Raw genomic sequence first — 16,120 nt, 5'->3', positions numbered from 1 at the left:
GAATAACAATAAAATCTTGCTGGTGCGGGTGGTTCAACGAACGGGACCAACCGCACCAGCAGACTGCGTTAATGCGTGCTCGCCTAGGATTGGAGTCACACCAACGGCATAGGGGAAAATGACCATGGCAAAGATTCGGGACAACGAGTTGTGGGCCTTGACGCACGCTGAACGGGCCGCGCTCGCGGAGGATTTGGCTACCCTGACACCGGCCCAATGGCATCACGAATCTTTGTGTGGAGCGTGGGATGTTGAACAGGTCGTGGCCCATCTAAGCGCCGCGGCAAGCATTGGCCAATGGCGGTGGATCCGCAGCATGCTCGGCGCGCGGTTCCGCCCAAACGTGCACAACCTACGCCGCCTGCGCGAGTACCTGGGCGCCACTCCGGAGGCGACCCTGGAACAGTTCCGGGCCGTCATCACCAGCACTACGGCTCCTACGTCCGACACCGCCGCCTATCTGGGCGAAGTCCTGGTCCATGCCGAAGATATTCGCTTTCCGTTGGGGTTGAGCCGGACTCCACCCATGGATGTGCTCATGCCAGTTGCAGAGTTTTATGCCCTCCGTGACTTCGCCGTTCCCAGTCGGAGCAACGCAGCGGGCCTCCATCTGAAGGCCGACGACGGCCCTTTTGCTGCCGGAACCGGTCCTCTCGTTGAGGGGCCAACACTGTCTCTGGTGATGGTCATGGCCGGGCGCCGGGCGCATCTGGACAAGCTCCACGGCCCAGGCGTTCAGATCCTGCGCTCACGCGTTAATGAGCTCGGAAACTAAAAAACTTCCACAGCTCTCCTCGATGGTGCGGGCGCCAAAGAATCTGCCGTCCCTCATTCACAAACATCCCTTGAATGTAGCTTGCCGCATTGTTCCGCGGTCCAGTGCCCCAGTAACAGGGCTGTGAAACTGGCAAATTTCAGCCGGGAAGCAACACCTCCGGCAATTAGCCGCGTCAAATAGGCCTGCGGCAACCACTCATCCAATGCCGGTGGAACCAGCGTCGTTGGATCACAGTCAATCCATGTGGGCTTCTTGCTGCCCTGTGCATTCTTGAGAACCCATTGACATAGGGTGTGACCTGAATTACTCTTCAAAAGTATCGGAACTATCCCGAAACTATCGGAAAGGTTCGGGCTAGCTACAAGTCACGACTCAAGGAAGAGAAAAATGACACCTTTCGCGTTCAAAACCCCGCCGGTCAGTCGGCGCACCTTTATCACGGGCATCGCAGCGACCGGATTGCTCGCGCTGACTGCTTGCAGCAGCAAGCCAAAAGCCGCCCTGGATATCAGCTCACAGAATGTTGGCGCGATGGAGAACTTTGCTGCCGACATGCAGTTCAAGGCCACCGAACCACTGGATCTTGGTCTGCTCTGGACCGATTGGCCCGATACTCCGGTGAAGGACTCATGGGAGATCTTCAAAGAAATCAAGGCGCGTACCAACGTCACTCTGGGCTTGACCCACATTCCCTTCAGCGACGCTAAGGAGAAGCGGAGCCTGCTTATCAGTGCCGGTGACGCACCCTCGATCATTCCGCTGATTTACACAGGTGAAGAGGAAGCGTTTGTCTCCTCAGGCGCCGTCTTGCCACTAAGCGATTACGTGGACCACATGCCCAACTTCAAGAAGTACGTGAAGGAATGGGACTTGGGAACCATGGTCGAGAACCTGCGCCAGTCTGACGGCAAGTACTACATGATGCCGGGCCTGCAAGAGGTCTCAGTGCCCGTATTCTCCCTGGTGCTGCGCAAAGATGTTTTTGAGGAAGTTGGCGCGGGAGTCCCCAATACTTGGGATGAAATGCGCGCGGCGTTGCTAAAGATCAAGGCCAAATATCCCAATTCCTACCCGTTGGCCGATGGCTTTGAGGGCCAGTCCTTGTTGAACTATGCTGCACGTGCCTTCGGAACACAGGCTGGTTGGGGCTTCGGGAACGGCATGGTCTGGGACGAAAGCGCAGGAAAGTTCAAGTACGCGGCAACATCACCCGAATACAAAGAAATGGTGACGTATTTCCGCGGGTTGGTGGAAGATGGCTTGCTGGACGTGGAGTCCATGACCGCGGCCGACGCCGGAGGCGGCAGTGCCAGCGTGTCTGAGAATTTCGCCAACAACAAGATCTTTGCGGCATCAGGTTCAACCAATACAGCGATTGACTTTTCGACGGCGCTGGACAAGACCATTGGGGCGGGCAGCTACCAGGTTGGTCTCATCCCACCTCCTGGTGGTCCTGCCGGTGACACGGTGGAACCTCGCAATTTCTGGCATGGCTTCATGATCAGTTCCAAAGCGAAGGACGAGCCCAACTTTCTGGCGCTCCTGCAGTTCCTTGATTGGTTCTACTACAACCCCCAGGCACGTGAACTGTTGCGGTGGGGTGTTGAAGGTAAGCACTACACCAAGGACGCAGCCGGAACCATCACGTTGAACAAAGAGTTCTCTCTTGATGCCCGCAACCTGAACCCCAACGCCAAAGTCGATCTGGAAATCGATCTTGGATTCGCCACCTTCCCCTCAGAATCGACGGAAAGCCGAAAGCTGAAGGAGTCCTACAGCACTCCTGAGGATGTGGCCTACATTGCTGCGGTTCTTTCCACCAGAACCCCGCTCGCTCCAGCTCCGCCAGCGCCGTTGGAGGAGGCGGAGCTCGAGCAGGCGTCTCTGACGGGCACTCCGTTGAAGGACACAGTCGATACCAATACCTTGAAGTTCATCCTGGGTCAGCGAGACCTCGGCGAATGGGACAAATTTGTTAAGGAGCTCGAAGGCCAAGGTCTTCCTGCCTATGTCGAGCTGATGAATTCCGCCCGCGAGCGTTTTGCTGACAAAGCGTAGTTTCCGTTGCAAACTTCGCTAGTTCGCGGCGCAGGATGGCGCCTCGAATCGCTATACGGTCGAGCTGATGGAGCAATGAAATGACCACAATAAAAACGGAGCAGCCGAACCCGGCTGCGGCACATCCCCCGGGCGGCCGCTCCGGCCGCGGGGCACCTGACCAGGTTGGCAAAGAGCCGCTTGGTCAATCACGGCGCGTGAAAAAGAGCGCGGGGCGGCGACCGCTGCGCAAAGCTATCCAACGGGATTGGCAGCTTTACGCGCTTGTGATCGTGCCACTGATCTTCCTTGCTATCTTCCGCTACGCACCGATGCTCGGCAACGTTATTGCGTTCCGGCGCTTTCGTCCCGGGGGAAACATCTTTGGCGACGAGTGGGTTGGCCTTCGCTACGTCTCGATGTTCATCAATGACCCGGTCTTCTGGCACGTTTTCTCCAACACGGTGATCCTGGGCGGACTGACGCTCGTGGTTTGCTTCCCCCTCCCCATTCTTCTTGCACTCCTGCTCAACGAAGTACGCAAGAAGGCCTTCAAACGAATAGTGCAGTCAATCTCGTATCTGCCGCACTTCCTCTCGATTGTGATCATCGTCGGCATGGTCATGCAGTTGCTTTCCTTGCAGGGCACCGCGAATCAAATCATCACGGCGCTCGGAGGGGACGCGATTCCATTCCTGCAACGTGCAGAGTGGTTCCGTGTAATCTACGTTGGCTCGGAAGTCTGGCAGACGGTTGGGTGGGGAACGATCCTCTACCTAGCAGCCTTGACGACGGTAGACGCTTCGCTCTACGAGGCGGCCGAGATTGATGGTGCCAATCGCTGGCGGCAGATCTGGCACGTCACACTGCCTGGTATTCGGCCGACCATGATGACCCTGCTGATTCTGAACATTGGCACGTTCCTCAACGTCGGCTTTGAGAAGGTGCTCTTGTTGTACAACCCCTTGACCTACTCCACCGCAGATGTCATTTCTACATATCTGTACCGTGTGGGCTTGGTGTCAAACAATCTTAGTTATGCCGCTGCAATCGGACTATTTCAGGCTTTGATTGGGTTGGTCATGGTTCTGTCCGCGAACTTCATTTCGCGTCGAGTAGTAGGAGCGAGTTTATGGTAATTCAGACAGACCTGGCCAAAGGTGTGAAGATGCGCCGGCCAAGGCGACCCAGCCGGCTGAGAGGGTCCAGAGACTCCAGAGGCTACAAAATATTCACATGGGTGAACTCGTCACTGTTGATAGTGCTGTGTTTGATCATGTTGTACCCCTTCGTGACCGTGCTGGCTCAGTCCTTTAGCTCGCCCAGTGCAATCAAGGCAGGGATGGTGAGTTTTTGGCCAGTTGATTTCAATATCGATACCTATATAGCCGTGGCCAACAACGGCATGTTTTGGCGCAACTATGGCAACACCGTCCTCTACACAGTGGTGGGAACAATCATCGCCATGGTGCTCACCACGAGTTTCGCTTACGTGCTGGCCAAGGAGCACCTGCGTGGGCGAAAGATTCTCATTGGGCTTGCCGTTTTCACCATGTTCTTCAATGGTGGAATTGTCCCGAACTATGTCCTGATCTCTTCTCTGGGCATGAAGAACACCATGTGGGCACTGGTGATTCCTGGCGCGATCTCGGTCTTCAACTTGCTGGTGATGAAATCATTCTTTGAGAATCTTCCAAAGGACTTGGAAGAGGCTGCCCAGATCGATGGATTGAGCTGGATCGGGATCTTCGCACGAATCGTCCTGCCCCTGTCAAAAGCAGTCATAGCAACGATGGTGCTGTTCTACTCTGTTGCGTTCTGGAACGACTGGTTTGCCGCGTTCTTGTACCTGGACAGAAGCGAGCTCTTCCCCGTAACCCTGTTTCTTCGCAATCTGCTTGCCGGTGCATCAAGTGCAGCGACAGAAGGCGCTGCAGCAGCAGGAAGCACGGCGACTGCGCTCTCGGCCAACATCCAATCGGTCACTATGATCCTCACCGTCATCCCGATCCTGTGTGTTTACCCCTTCGTACAGCGCCACTTTGTCTCGGGCATCATGCTTGGTTCCGTCAAGGGCTAAACATTGTTCCCCGAAATTTGCCCGGTGCACATTCCTCGGCTATCTGCTCAGGATCATCTCCAAATCAAAGGTTTGCAAAGAATGACAATTGACAGCTCCATCGTCCAGTCGGAATTTCGCCAAGGGAAACCGTGGCAAGACAGTTCTCTCTCGTCGGCAGCCCGGGTGGATGCGTTGATCGCAGAAATGACCCTCGAGGAGAAAACGAGCCAACTAGTCGGGTTGTGGGTCGGTGCCGACGACGGCGGCGGGGACGTTGCACCGTATCAAAGTGACATGAGCAAGGATGCGCCGGTGTTCGCGGACGTCATTGTCGACGGGCTCGGACAACTCACCCGGCCCTTCGGTACCGTCCCCGTTGATCCGGTATCAGGGGCTCAGTCACTGGCCAAGGCGCAGCGCCAGATCATGGCAGCCAACCGGTTCGGCATACCAGCTCAAGTTCACGAAGAGTGCCTGGCGGGCTTCTCCGCATGGGGAGCCACCGCGTATCCGGTTCCCTTGTCGTGGGGTGCGAGCTTTAACCCCGTCCTTGTGGCCCGGGTAGCCACACAAATCGGCGAGTCATTGCGTTCTGTCGGTGTGCATCAGGGGCTGGCGCCCGTGCTGGACGTGGTTCGTGACTATCGCTGGGGCCGGGTGGAAGAAACTATCGGTGAAGACCCGTATTTGGTTGGCACCATTGGAGCGGCTTATGTTCGGGGGCTTGAAAGTACCGGCATTGTTGCCACACTCAAGCACTTCGCCGGCTACTCCGGATCACGGGCGGCCCGTAACCATGCGCCCGTGGCAGCAGGTCCCCGGGAAATGGCGGACGTATATTATCCGCCATTTGAAATGGCGCTTCGCCATGGCGGAGCCCGCTCGGTTATGAACTCCTATGCCGAAGTTGATGGCGTCCCCGCTGCTGCGGACCCGAAATTGCTCACGGAAATCCTGCGTGAGCAGTGGGGGTTCCAGGGCGTGGTAGTGGCCGACTACTTTGCCATCGCGTTTCTGCGAACGCTGCAGCGGGTCGCTGGAACAGATGGCGAAGCAGCAGGCCGTGCGCTGTCAGCCGGGATTGACGTCGAACTGCCGTCGGTTGCCACTTACGGGAAACCTCTGAACGATGCCGTCCGTGCCGGTTCGATTTCCGAGGAACTCATTAACCGGGCGCTGCGGCGGGTCCTGATCCAGAAGATTGATGTGGGATTGCTGGATGCCGATTACCAGCCAACAGCGCCGAAGACGGTGGATTTCGACACTCCCGAGTCCCAGGCGCTGGCACTTGAGCTCGCACGTGAGGCCGTGGTCTTGGTAGCCAACAATGGGGTGTTGCCGCTCAAACCAACCGCGCGCATCGCAGTGATTGGTCCTCTGGCCGATGACCCCTATTCCATGCTTGGCTGCTACTCATTTCCTGCCCACGTTGGCGTCAAACACCCAGAACGCGGACTTGGGCTGGAGATTGGAACGGTGCTGGCTGAACTGCGCGACCAGCATGCAAGTGAGATCTCCTACGAACAAGGATGTGACGTTAAAGCTCAGGGCAGGAGCGGTTTTGCTGCTGCATCACAGGCGGCGGCAGAGGCCGAGATTGCTGTGGTGGTCCTGGGTGACCAGGCTGGACTGTTTGGTCGGGGCACCTCAGGAGAAGGCTGCGATGCAGCGGATCTTCGCCTGCCGGGCGAGCAGCAGGCCCTGCTGGAGGCAGTATTGGAAACCGGAACACCGGTGATCCTGCTCCTGCTCGCCGGCCGCCCCTACGCGTTGGGCGACGTGGCGCATAAATGTGCAGCCATTGTGCAGACATTCTTCCCCGGTCAGCGCGGAGGCCAGGCCATCGCCGAAGTTCTCACGGGCGCGGTCAACCCCAGCGGGCACCTTCCCGTGAGTATTCCGCGGGAGCCGAACGTGCAGCCTGGAACATACCTTGCTCCGCCATTGGGCATGCTCAACGACGTCTCAAATCTGGATCCCACGGCACTCTTTGCCTTCGGGCATGGACTTTCCTATGGCGAACTTAGCTGGGGGCAAACAGGCGGTGACGGCCAGGAGTGGCGGATTGGTGAGCATACCAACCTGAGTGTGGAAATCACCAACAACAGCGCAAGGAAGATGGCCGACGTCGTACAGGTTTATCTCCACGACCCGGTGGCGCAGGTGACCCGGCCGGACATCCGGCTGGTGGCCTACCAACGGATCGAGCTTGAATCGGGGGAGAGCGCAAGCGTGCAGTTCTCGCTGCACTCTGATCTCACCTCATTTGCGGGACTCAAACTGCAGCAGATTGTTGAGCCGGGCGCGGTGGAGTTGCGCATTTCCCGCTCCAGCAGCGATGTGCACGCTGTCATTCGGCGAACGTTGGTGGGGCGCGAGAGCGTCGTAGGCGCAAACCGTGAACTGATGGCAACGAGCCGGATTCAGATCCATACCAGCACAAGAAAAGAGGTCTAGCGATGTCCTCACAGTCACTGGCGACCGAGATTGGCCAGGGCATTCTGTCTCGAATGACCTCCACCATCTACAGGCTCATGGTGTTGGCGGCATTTCTCGTCCTGATGTGTGCACCAACGCTGATGGTGTGGACCATGTTGGGCGCCAACTCGGCAAACATCGGCTTCTTCGTTGTTGCGATGCTCCCTGTGGGGCCGGCACTCTCAGCCGCGATTTATGGCCTCCGTGCGTGGACCACGTCACCGGATCTTTCCCCGGCCCGAGCGTTGTGGCGTGGCTACAAACTGAACTTCCGGGACACCATGAAGTGGTGGGCCGTGGTCGTTGGGGTGTCCACTGTTCTGGTCGTCAATATTGCCTTCGCCGATGTGGTTCCGTTTGGCTCAGTTCTGCGGCCGGTGGGTCTGGTTCTCCTGGTCCTGCTCAGTGTTTGGTCAGCGCATGTGCTTGTCATTGCTTCGCTGTTCTCGTTCAGGACCCGCGATTCGATGCGGATTGCCGCTGTAGAACTCTTCAGCATGTGGCGGGTAAGCCTCGGTTTCCTGTCGCTGTTGGTGGTGTCCGTGGCAACCGTTCAGCTCGGCTCCGAACTGGCACTTCTGCTACTTGCTTGGGCCTTCATGGGGCTGCTCTGGCTCATGGCACAACCACTGGTTGGCGACGTCACCCGGAAGTTCATCAAGAATGACTGAGCGCCAGAGTGCCGTTCTGTGGGGTGGCGTTAATCCAATACTGCCGGGCTTCTATCCGGACCCATCCGTGTGCCGCGTGGACGGGGAAGATGGAACCTGGTTTTACTTGATCAATTCCACCTTCGAGTATCTGCCGGGTCTGCCGATTCATCGCTCCAGGGACTTGATCAATTGGGAACTGATCGGTCATGTGCTGGACCGGCCCGGACAAATTGATGTCTCACTTGTTGGTGATTCCGGTGGTTTATTTGCTCCAACGATCCGCCACGACGGGAACCGTTTCCTCGTGGTGTGCACGGTGGTGGGTGGCGGAGATCATGGATCGGGAAACTTTGTTGTCACTGCGACTGACCCGGCAGGGCCATGGTCAGATCCCATTTGGTGGGACATGGCTGGCATCGATCCCTCCATCATGATTGATCCCGACGGTACGCTGTGGGCCCACGGCACCCGGTTGGCTCCCGAGCCTGAATGGGAGCAGCAAACAGAAGTCTGGGTGAAGAGGCTGAACAGCCAAACGCTCAAGCCCGAGGGTGGGGAGACCATCATCTGGTCTGGTGCCTTGCGCGGGGCGATCTGGTCGGAAGGCCCGCATCTCTTCCACCATGAGGGGTACGTTTACTTGTTGGCGGCCGAAGGCGGTACGAGCTTTCACCATGCCATCGTTGTTGCTCGGGCCGAATCTCCTCTCGGTCCCTTCACCGGAAATCCAGCAAATCCCATCCTGACACACCGTCATCTGGGCCGGTCAGCACCCGTATCAAATGTTGGTCATGCCGATCTTGTCGAGGCGCAAGATGGCACATGGTGGGCCGTTTGTTTGGCCACCCGGGAGTGGGATCACTGCGACCTTCTGGGCCGTGAGACATTCCTGGTTCCCGTGTCGTGGGAAGACGGGTGGCCGGTCTTTGCCCCGGGTGAGGGGCACTTGCCACTCAACCCCGGCGGGCTCACACTCCAGCAACCCTTGAGCTCTGACGCTGGTGTGAGCCCAGTGCAGGAGGCGAAGCAAAATACTGGCCTTCACAGCGATGTCATTGCCGTGCGGCGGCATCCCTCGGAGTTCTGCACATTGACCGAGAACTCCGGCGAGTTTTTGATCCAGGCAGGGGAAGGCCTCAAGGGATCACTGCCAGCCTTTGCTGCCAAGCGGCTGGCTGGGCTTACATCCCGGGTGCAGCTTCGGCTTCTGGATGCCAGCGCTGGCGTTCGTGCCGGCCTCGCCCTGCGTTACTCCGCTACGGCTTTCGTGACGCTCACGGTGGGTGGCGGGGCCGTGCAAATTGAGTCATTCAATGGGCACGCCCCGACTAAATCATTCCGCACCACCTTGCGGACCCCTCCTGCTACGCCGGAATTCCCCGCGGGAACGGCACCAGGAGTTCTGTCTTTTGAACTGCACGGCACCAGCGCTGTCGCCGTTTGGGAGCCCGCTGGTGGGGTGCCGGTGCGGTCCGGGGCCGTGGATGTCTCCCACCTTTGCGCCAAGCACGACGGCGGATTCGTGGGAGTTACGTACGGGGCCGTGGCTGCGGGGGATGAGGGCTTCGCCATTTTCTCGGAATTGCGGGAGGAAGCTTGAACGCACTCTTCGGTTACCTGTTGGTGCATTTCGTCGAGGATCCGCTTAATCACAGGGAGAAGATTTTCCTGTCGTTGAGCGAGGGGGACACCCCGGTTGCCTGGCGCCGGTTGAATCATGGTGAGCCAGTTCTTGAATCGCAAGGTGGTACTGGCGGGGTTCGTGACCCCAACATCGTTCGGGGACCAGACGGGGTGTTTCACATTCTCGCGACGGATCTGCGTGTCTGGCGTCCGGCCGGTCCCAACTGGTGGGAATTCAGGCATAGGGGGAGCCGGGATCTGGTGATTTGGGATTCCACCGACTTGCTCAGCTGGTCCGAGCCGAGATATATAACGCTCGCACCGGAAGGGGCCGGCATGGCTTGGGCGCCAAAGGCCGTTTACGATCCGATATCTGGAGACTATCTGGTCTTCTTTTCCTCCGGCTTGCTCGAAAGCCGGCCAGCCCATCAGGACTCGGTGACGCAGGCAGAAACTGGCGCCAGCCGCATTATGGTGACGCGAACCCGGGACTTTACTCACTTCACGCCTGCGGAGAGCTATTTGAAGCTGACCGGCGGCGTCATTGACATGAGCGTGCTTGTGACTGACACCTCCGTGCACCGGTTCGCCAAGCACGACGACGGAGCGCCGGAGAGTCTGCACGTATTCCATCAACGAGGCTCCGCACTCTTTGCCGATGATTTCGTCACGGTTTCCCACGGTATTGGCCAAGAGATTGCTCCCACCGTTGAAGGACCATTGGCTTTCCGCGACAACCATGAGAGCCGCTGGTACCTGTGGGTAGACCAATACTCTCGCCAGCCCCAAGGCTACGAAGCGTATACGACCACCAACATCGAGGCTGGCGACTGGCGCCTGGTGCCAGATTTTAGGCTCCCGGAAAACACCAAGCACGGCACCGTTTTGCCACTGCAAGCGGCCGAGTACGAAGCATTGAATACCTTTTATCCACGCTGAATCACAAATTCCTGATCGGCAATCCACCCGACCACCCAAGGAAAACCACCATGAGCACAGCAGACCGTTATGCCCACCGCAAAGTCAACGCGACCATCGTCCTCACTGATCCGCAAGGCAAGCCACTCGCAGGCAGACCAGTCACCGTCCAGCAACGAGCGCATGTTTTCGGGTTTGGCTGCACCGCGCCAGACATGGGCGAGGAGGCAAGCGAAACCCGCGAACTCTGGACCCAACTATTCGATACCGCCACGCTGGCGTTCTATTGGGGGCGCTATGAACCCATCCAAGGCGTAACCGATCGTGAGCGAGTCATGCATTCAGCTCACTGGTTGGCTAACCGCGGAGTGCGGCTCAAGGGACACCCTCTCGTATGGCATACAGTCAAAGCCCCGTGGGTGGATGACTTGCCGTTGTCAGATGCTGAGGAGCTGTTGCGGGGACGCATTCGCCGTGAAGTCAGCGACTTCGCCGGCATCGTTGACTCCTGGGACGCGATCAACGAGGTGGTCATCATGCCGGACTTCGTGAACGAGCCGGACGGCATCAAGAACGCCATCACACGCATATGCGCGAAGAAGGGGCGCGTGGCGATGGTGGCGCTCGCAGTAGAGGAAGCACGGAGTCAGAACCCAGAGGCGCAGCTCATCTTGAATGACTTCGATTTGGGGCCCCGGTATGAGAGCCTCGTGGAGGAAGTTCTGGCTGCAGGCATCAAGATCGATGCCATCGGCCTGCAATCACACATGCATAAAGGGTTCCGCGGGGAAGAGCAGCTCAACGATATTTGCAATCGCTTCGCAAGGTTCGGACTACCCCTGCATTGGACGGAAACGACCATCCTTTCCGGTGACCTGATGCCCTCAGATATCGAGGACCTCAATGACTACGTCGTTGCGGACTGGCCCTCTACTGCAGAAGGTGAGGCGCGTCAGGCTGAGGAAATCGTTCGTCACTATTCGACTCTGGTGGCGCATCCGGCCGTCGAATCAATCACCTATTGGGGCTTCGATGATGGGGGTGCGTGGCTAGGCGCTCCTGTGGGTTTTCTGCGCGAAGACGGTACCCAGAAGCCGTCGTATTCAGCGCTGCGAGATCTCATACGTGGAGAATGGTGGCTGGATTCGGCCGAACTCGTCACGGACAGCGAGGGGCGTATCTTCTTTGACGCATTTGCTGGCAGCTTTGACGTGATTTCGGGCGAGTCTCACGTGACGGTGGACCTTCCTGCGGGGCCGGCGCAGGTTGAGATGATGTTCCCTTCGTAGCGTCATCTTCTAAGCCGAGCGCGCTGCCGCAGTCCTAGGGTTGCGGCGGCGCGGTTGACTCCCGAACGATCAGCTCAATACCCAACTCCACCCGGGAGGATGCCAGCGTCTCTCCTCGGGCTATGGAAATCAACATCTGCGTGGCCAAGGCAGCCATCTTCGCCAACGGCTGATTCACCGTGGTAAGCGGAGGAGTGAGCCACGCTGTCACGGGGAGATCGTCATATCCAACGATCGAGAGATCGCGGGGAATGAGCAAGCCAAGCTCGCGAGCGGCTCGCATCACTCCCAAGGCCTGGTAATCCGATCCGGCGAAAATGGCTGTGGGGCGGTTAGGCCCCTGTAGCAGCTCGAGAGCATGTTCGTATCCGGCCTTCTTCTCGAAGTCTCCCCAGCGAATCAGAGCCGGGTCGCACTCGAGCCCCGCCTCGTCATGGGCGCTTCTGTAGCCGTCTACGCGAGCCCTGCTGCACATGACATCGGAGGGTCCAGAAATGACAGCAATTCTTTTGTGGCCAAGGCTAATGAGGTGTCGAGTGGCGACCAGGCCACCGTTCCAGTTATTGGAGCCAACTGTGGGCACCCCCAAACCAGGGTCGCCGTGGGCATCGATGACGACATAGGGGATAGATCGGGCATCGAGCTGATGGCGCTGAGATTCATCAAGTCCGGAGAGGACTAGGACCACGCCGATGGAACGGCGGGCCATGATGCTGTCGAGCCATTCCTTGGACGGACGGTGTGAACCGCCCAGTTGTGAGAGCACGACACCGATATGTTCGGGGCCCGCTGCGTACTCCACACCTTGGATAATCTCGTGGGCCCAGCCGCTGCCTGCTTCGTGAAAGACCAAATCAAGCAAGTCCGATGATCTGGAGGTGGAATTAGCTGCGACGGGCTTGCGGTAGTTGTGGCGGGTCAATGCTTCTTCAACCCGCACGCGAGTGCTCTCGGCGACGTCTTCCTTGCCATTGAGCACGCGAGAAATGGTCGGAACGGATACGCCAAGCTCCTCGGCAATTGCAGCAATAGTAATTCGGCCCTTGGCCATGTCCGGTCCTTCCTCAAGCGCCGAAACTTTCGGTATCTAACATGGTACTGATCCAGCTGGACATCGACGAGCAAGTCGGTCCTTGCCGAGTCCGACGGCTAGGGATGCGCTGACAGGTGGTGTCGCGGCGGCTCATATCGTCGTTCCGGAATCGAGGAACAAATTTCAGCAACTATCAGGAAACTAAGTTTACTTTCTATTCGAAGAATCCTTGACTTTCAGTGTCCGTTATTTCTACGGTTGATATCAATGGATCTCAGGATCCAAGGATTGATCAAGAAATTTCCTGATCAATACAGAAACTTTCCAAGTATTACGTAACCACTCGACGCTGCAAAGATGGAGTTATTCAGATGAGGACGTACAAGGTAGCCCTGGTAGGCACGGGCGGGATCGCAGCCATACATGCAGACAACCTAGCCCGGGCTAAGGACCGGGTGGAGATGGTGGCCGCATGCGATGTGGACCAAGCGAGGCTGGCGGCTTTTGGCGATGAGCATGGCATTGTTGGCCGGTATCAAGACCTTACGCAGCTTCTGGCCGAAGCCAAGCCTGACATTGTCCACTTGTGCACACCACCCATGTTGCACATTGACCAGGCCATCGAATGCCTCGAAGCCGGAGTGCACGTCCTGTCTGAAAAGCCGCCGGCGCTGAGCCTGGCGGACTTTGACCGGCTCAACACAGCCCAGGCCGTTGGTGGGGCGCAGTTCTCCTGCGTTTTCCAACATCGCTTTGGTGATGCATCGACGGCCGCACAGACGCTGATCGGCGGCAGCGATTTTGGACGCCCCCTCGTGGCTAGCTGCGACACTCTCTGGTACCGCCCCGACAGCTACTTTGATCTACCATGGCGCGGAAGCTGGAATGCTGAAGGCGGAGGGCCCACCATGGGTCACGGCATTCATCAATTTGACCTGTTGCTGCACCTGCTGGGCCCCTGGACGGAAGTCACAGCCCTTGCATCGAGGCAGGCGCGCGCCACCTCAACAGAGGACCTGTCCGCCGCTTTGGTCCGCTTCGAAAACGGTGCGGTGGCAACCCTCATTAACTCGCTGCTGTCTCCTCGAGAGACCTCCGACATTCGGATCGACTGCGAATTTGCCACCATTGAGCTCAGCCACCTCTATGGCTATTCCACGGACAACTGGACAGTCACCCCGGCGCCCGGCCATGAGTCCATGGTGGCCAACGCATGGAACGGGCAGCCGCTGGAACGAGGCAGCGGACACTCCGCTCAATTCCTGGCCATGTACGACGCATTGGACGCGGGCAGACCGCTTCCTGCAGGGGCTGCTTCGGCGCGCCAGACGTTGGAACTAGCCGCAGCCATCTATGCCTCCGCATTCACCGGAGCGCCTGTGCGCAGCGGTGACATTGTCCCCGGTCACCCGTTCTATTCCGGCATGGACGGAGCAGGCCTGGGCACCCGGGTCCTGGATGAAACTGCCCTTGCCGCGGCTTCCCCCGCATAATCAACCGCCACTATTTCCAGGAGACACACAGACATGACCAGCCCCGCAACGACACTCGCAAGCTCCACCAAACTTAGCTACTCCGATGACGGCGCCGCACTGACCTTCACCGCTGGCGGTCAACAAATTGCCAGCTACACCTACAACCCCACCGACGCCCAATACGAAAGCCCGCGCCCCTATTTTCACCCGCTCACCACCTTAGGTGGCGATGAGGTCACTATTTTTCGGCCGTGGGATCACATCTGGCACAAGGGGCTATCGCTAGCCCTGCCCAATGTTGGCAACGATAACTTCTGGGGTGGCGCAACCTACACTCGGGCCACCGAATATGCGGATCTCAACAACAACGGCGCCATGGCCCACAAGGCCTTCAGTAGCATTTCCGACGGCGTTGCTGGCATCACGGCAGCCGAGGAGCTTCAATGGAGCTCCCAGGCCGGCGATCCTGTCATCGCGGAGAAGCGCCGCTTCAATATACAGCTCCTAGACGTTCCCGGAGCCCGCGCCTGGGCGCTGCTTTTTGAAACTGAAATCAGCAATATTTCCCCAGCCCCCATCAGCATTGGCAGTCCCACCACCGAGGGTCGGGAGAATGCCGGCTATGGCGGCCTCTTCTGGCGCGGGCCGCGGTCCTTCACCGGTGGCCAATTCCGTTCCGCCGCAGGAACCGGCACGGATGAGTTTATGGGAAGCCGCTCCGAATGGCTGGCCTTCACCGGCAGGCACGATCAGAGTTGCCATGCCTCCACCATCACTTTTGTGGAAGATAGCGCCAATCTGGGCGCCCCGAATCAGTGGTTTGCCCGTTCCTCCATGTTTGCCTGCTTGGGGTCATCGCCCTTCTTCAGCGAAGCCGTGTTGCTTCAGGCTGGCGACCCTTTGACGTATCGCTATGCTGTGGTGATTTCCGACGGCGAGGTTGACCAGGAATCAGCAGAGCTGCTCGTCGGTGCCGCCAAAGCAGCCCTGGGCGCTTGGGTCTGACCATGGCACTAACCAACTTCCCTGGGGCGACCGCCCTCTCAGAGGTCAGCATCTACAACTGGCCCGCAAGGGACGGCACGTCTGGCGGTACCCCACATCTTCACACAGCGTCGGCAGAGGCATATGTGGTGCAGCAGGGGCGCGGACGGTTGGAGACTCTGGACTCCGGGGGATTTGCGTCCACGCCTCTGGAACCGGGCGCGGTGCTGTGGTTTACACCCGGCACAATTCACCGGGCGATCAATGATTCCGGAGACCTACGCGTACTGGTCGTGATGCAGAATGCGGGCCTGCCGGAGAGCGGTGACTCCGTCATGACCTTCCCGCCTGCGCACCTTGTTGATGCCACGGTCTACAGCCAGGCCGCGGCCTTGACACCCAGCGACGCCGACAGCGGTGACCCGACGGCGGAATCCGCGGCCCGCCGTCGGCGTGACCTAGCGCTGGAGGGGTACCTTGCGTTGAAGATGGCGGTACTGGCCGAAGGTCCTGCGGCCTTGGGGGACTTCCACCACGCAGCGGCAAGGCTTGTTGGTGCTCGTACCTCCCACTGGCAGGAGCTGCTGGTGCAAGGGGCTGAAAGACAGGCAGCGGCGACACGGCAGCAGTTGAGGTTTCTCGAAAGTGCCGATAGTTACTATATGCAGGATGCGCAGACTACCATGGGGCAACGAAAGACCAACAGGATTTACGGCATGTGCGGACGGATCCAAACGTGGGGACTTTCGGAAAACTTATGAGGCTGGCGTAGACGCCGGCCGTAGAAAGG

At 58.5% G+C, this 16,120-nt stretch carries 13 protein-coding genes; 12 read left to right on the top strand and 1 reads right to left on the bottom strand.

The window, feature by feature from the left end:
- The first annotated feature begins 124 nt into the window (after nt 1-124).
- The 9 genes from CXQ93_RS12650 to CXQ93_RS12610 all read left to right on the top strand — a co-directional run bounded on the left by CXQ93_RS12650 (nt 125) and on the right by CXQ93_RS12610 (nt 11,838).
- Nucleotides 125-775, top strand: coding sequence for a maleylpyruvate isomerase family mycothiol-dependent enzyme (locus CXQ93_RS12650; protein ID WP_104110971.1), 651 nt, complete (start codon nt 125-127; stop codon nt 773-775).
- A gap of 390 nt (nt 776-1,165) precedes the next feature.
- Nucleotides 1,166-2,836, top strand: coding sequence for an extracellular solute-binding protein (locus CXQ93_RS12645; protein ID WP_104110795.1), 1,671 nt, complete (start codon nt 1,166-1,168; stop codon nt 2,834-2,836).
- A 197-nt stretch (nt 2,837-3,033) separates the two neighbouring features.
- Nucleotides 3,034-3,954, top strand: a complete 921-nt coding sequence (locus tag CXQ93_RS12640) for a sugar ABC transporter permease (protein ID WP_258068985.1) — start codon at nt 3,034-3,036, stop codon at nt 3,952-3,954.
- Nucleotides 3,955-3,983: 29 nt separating this feature from the next.
- Nucleotides 3,984-4,895 carry a carbohydrate ABC transporter permease gene (locus tag CXQ93_RS12635; protein ID WP_104110970.1) on the top strand — a complete coding sequence of 304 codons (912 nt, stop codon included), beginning with the start codon at nt 3,984-3,986 and terminating at the stop codon, nt 4,893-4,895.
- Nucleotides 4,896-4,976: 81 nt separating this feature from the next.
- Nucleotides 4,977-7,334, top strand: coding sequence for a beta-glucosidase (locus tag CXQ93_RS12630; RefSeq protein WP_104110793.1), 2,358 nt, complete (start codon nt 4,977-4,979; stop codon nt 7,332-7,334).
- Between the two features lie 2 nt (nt 7,335-7,336).
- A complete protein-coding gene (locus tag CXQ93_RS12625) occupies nt 7,337-8,026 on the top strand; it encodes a DUF624 domain-containing protein (protein WP_104110792.1) in 690 nt (229 codons plus the stop codon).
- The gene (locus CXQ93_RS12620; protein WP_104110791.1) at nt 8,019-9,608 is read left to right on the top strand and encodes a glycoside hydrolase family 43 protein; all 1,590 of its coding nucleotides are present in this window, start codon (nt 8,019-8,021) and stop codon (nt 9,606-9,608) included. The genes CXQ93_RS12625 and CXQ93_RS12620 overlap by 8 nt, the downstream gene beginning before the upstream one ends.
- A complete protein-coding gene (locus CXQ93_RS12615; protein WP_104110790.1) occupies nt 9,605-10,570 on the top strand; it encodes a glycoside hydrolase family 43 protein in 966 nt (321 codons plus the stop codon). The genes CXQ93_RS12620 and CXQ93_RS12615 overlap by 4 nt, the downstream gene beginning before the upstream one ends.
- Nucleotides 10,571-10,620: 50 nt before the next feature.
- A complete protein-coding gene (locus CXQ93_RS12610) occupies nt 10,621-11,838 on the top strand; it encodes an endo-1,4-beta-xylanase (RefSeq protein WP_104110789.1) in 1,218 nt (405 codons plus the stop codon).
- A 34-nt stretch (nt 11,839-11,872) separates the two neighbouring features.
- On the opposite strand, the gene CXQ93_RS12605 is transcribed toward CXQ93_RS12610, so the two are convergent.
- Nucleotides 11,873-12,889 carry a LacI family DNA-binding transcriptional regulator gene (locus CXQ93_RS12605; RefSeq protein WP_104110788.1) on the bottom strand — a complete coding sequence of 339 codons (1,017 nt, stop codon included), beginning with the start codon at nt 12,887-12,889 and terminating at the stop codon, nt 11,873-11,875.
- 353 nt (nt 12,890-13,242) lie between these two features.
- Between CXQ93_RS12605 and CXQ93_RS12600 the strand changes: the two genes are divergently transcribed.
- From CXQ93_RS12600 to CXQ93_RS12590, 3 genes are read left to right on the top strand one after another with little or no spacing between them, the layout of a single operon-like run.
- Complete coding sequence (locus CXQ93_RS12600; RefSeq protein ID WP_104110787.1) at nt 13,243-14,364, top strand: Gfo/Idh/MocA family protein; 1,122 nt, start codon at nt 13,243-13,245, stop codon at nt 14,362-14,364.
- A 33-nt stretch (nt 14,365-14,397) separates the two neighbouring features.
- On the top strand, nt 14,398-15,351 hold the full coding sequence (locus tag CXQ93_RS12595) for a PmoA family protein (RefSeq protein WP_104110786.1): 954 nt from the start codon (nt 14,398-14,400) through the stop codon (nt 15,349-15,351).
- Nucleotides 15,352-15,353: 2 nt separating this feature from the next.
- A complete protein-coding gene (locus CXQ93_RS12590; protein WP_104110785.1) occupies nt 15,354-16,091 on the top strand; it encodes a cupin domain-containing protein in 738 nt (245 codons plus the stop codon).
- Nucleotides 16,092-16,120: the final 29 nt, after the last annotated feature.

The sequence above is a fragment of the Arthrobacter sp. N199823 genome (genome assembly GCF_002929705.1).
GTDB lineage: Bacteria > Actinomycetota > Actinomycetes > Actinomycetales > Micrococcaceae > Specibacter.
This window is presented reverse-complemented; position numbering and strand designations above follow the sequence as displayed.

What these genes read in the sequence shown, in the direction of transcription:
- CXQ93_RS12650 (WP_104110971.1), top strand. Translation starts at nt 125, where the DNA reads ATGGCAAAGATTCGGGACAACGAGTTGTGGGCCTTGACGCACGCTGAA.
- CXQ93_RS12645 (WP_104110795.1), top strand. Translation starts at nt 1,166, where the DNA reads ATGACACCTTTCGCGTTCAAAACCCCGCCGGTCAGTCGGCGCACCTTT.
- CXQ93_RS12635 (WP_104110970.1), top strand. Translation starts at nt 3,984, where the DNA reads ATGCGCCGGCCAAGGCGACCCAGCCGGCTGAGAGGGTCCAGAGACTCC.
- CXQ93_RS12630 (WP_104110793.1), top strand. Translation starts at nt 4,977, where the DNA reads ATGACAATTGACAGCTCCATCGTCCAGTCGGAATTTCGCCAAGGGAAA.
- CXQ93_RS12625 (WP_104110792.1), top strand. Translation starts at nt 7,337, where the DNA reads ATGTCCTCACAGTCACTGGCGACCGAGATTGGCCAGGGCATTCTGTCT.
- CXQ93_RS12620 (WP_104110791.1), top strand. Translation starts at nt 8,019, where the DNA reads ATGACTGAGCGCCAGAGTGCCGTTCTGTGGGGTGGCGTTAATCCAATA.
- CXQ93_RS12610 (WP_104110789.1), top strand. Translation starts at nt 10,621, where the DNA reads ATGAGCACAGCAGACCGTTATGCCCACCGCAAAGTCAACGCGACCATC.
- CXQ93_RS12605 (WP_104110788.1), bottom strand. Translation starts at nt 12,889, where the DNA reads ATGGCCAAGGGCCGAATTACTATTGCTGCAATTGCCGAGGAGCTTGGC.
- CXQ93_RS12600 (WP_104110787.1), top strand. Translation starts at nt 13,243, where the DNA reads ATGAGGACGTACAAGGTAGCCCTGGTAGGCACGGGCGGGATCGCAGCC.
- CXQ93_RS12595 (WP_104110786.1), top strand. Translation starts at nt 14,398, where the DNA reads ATGACCAGCCCCGCAACGACACTCGCAAGCTCCACCAAACTTAGCTAC.
- CXQ93_RS12590 (WP_104110785.1), top strand. Translation starts at nt 15,354, where the DNA reads ATGGCACTAACCAACTTCCCTGGGGCGACCGCCCTCTCAGAGGTCAGC.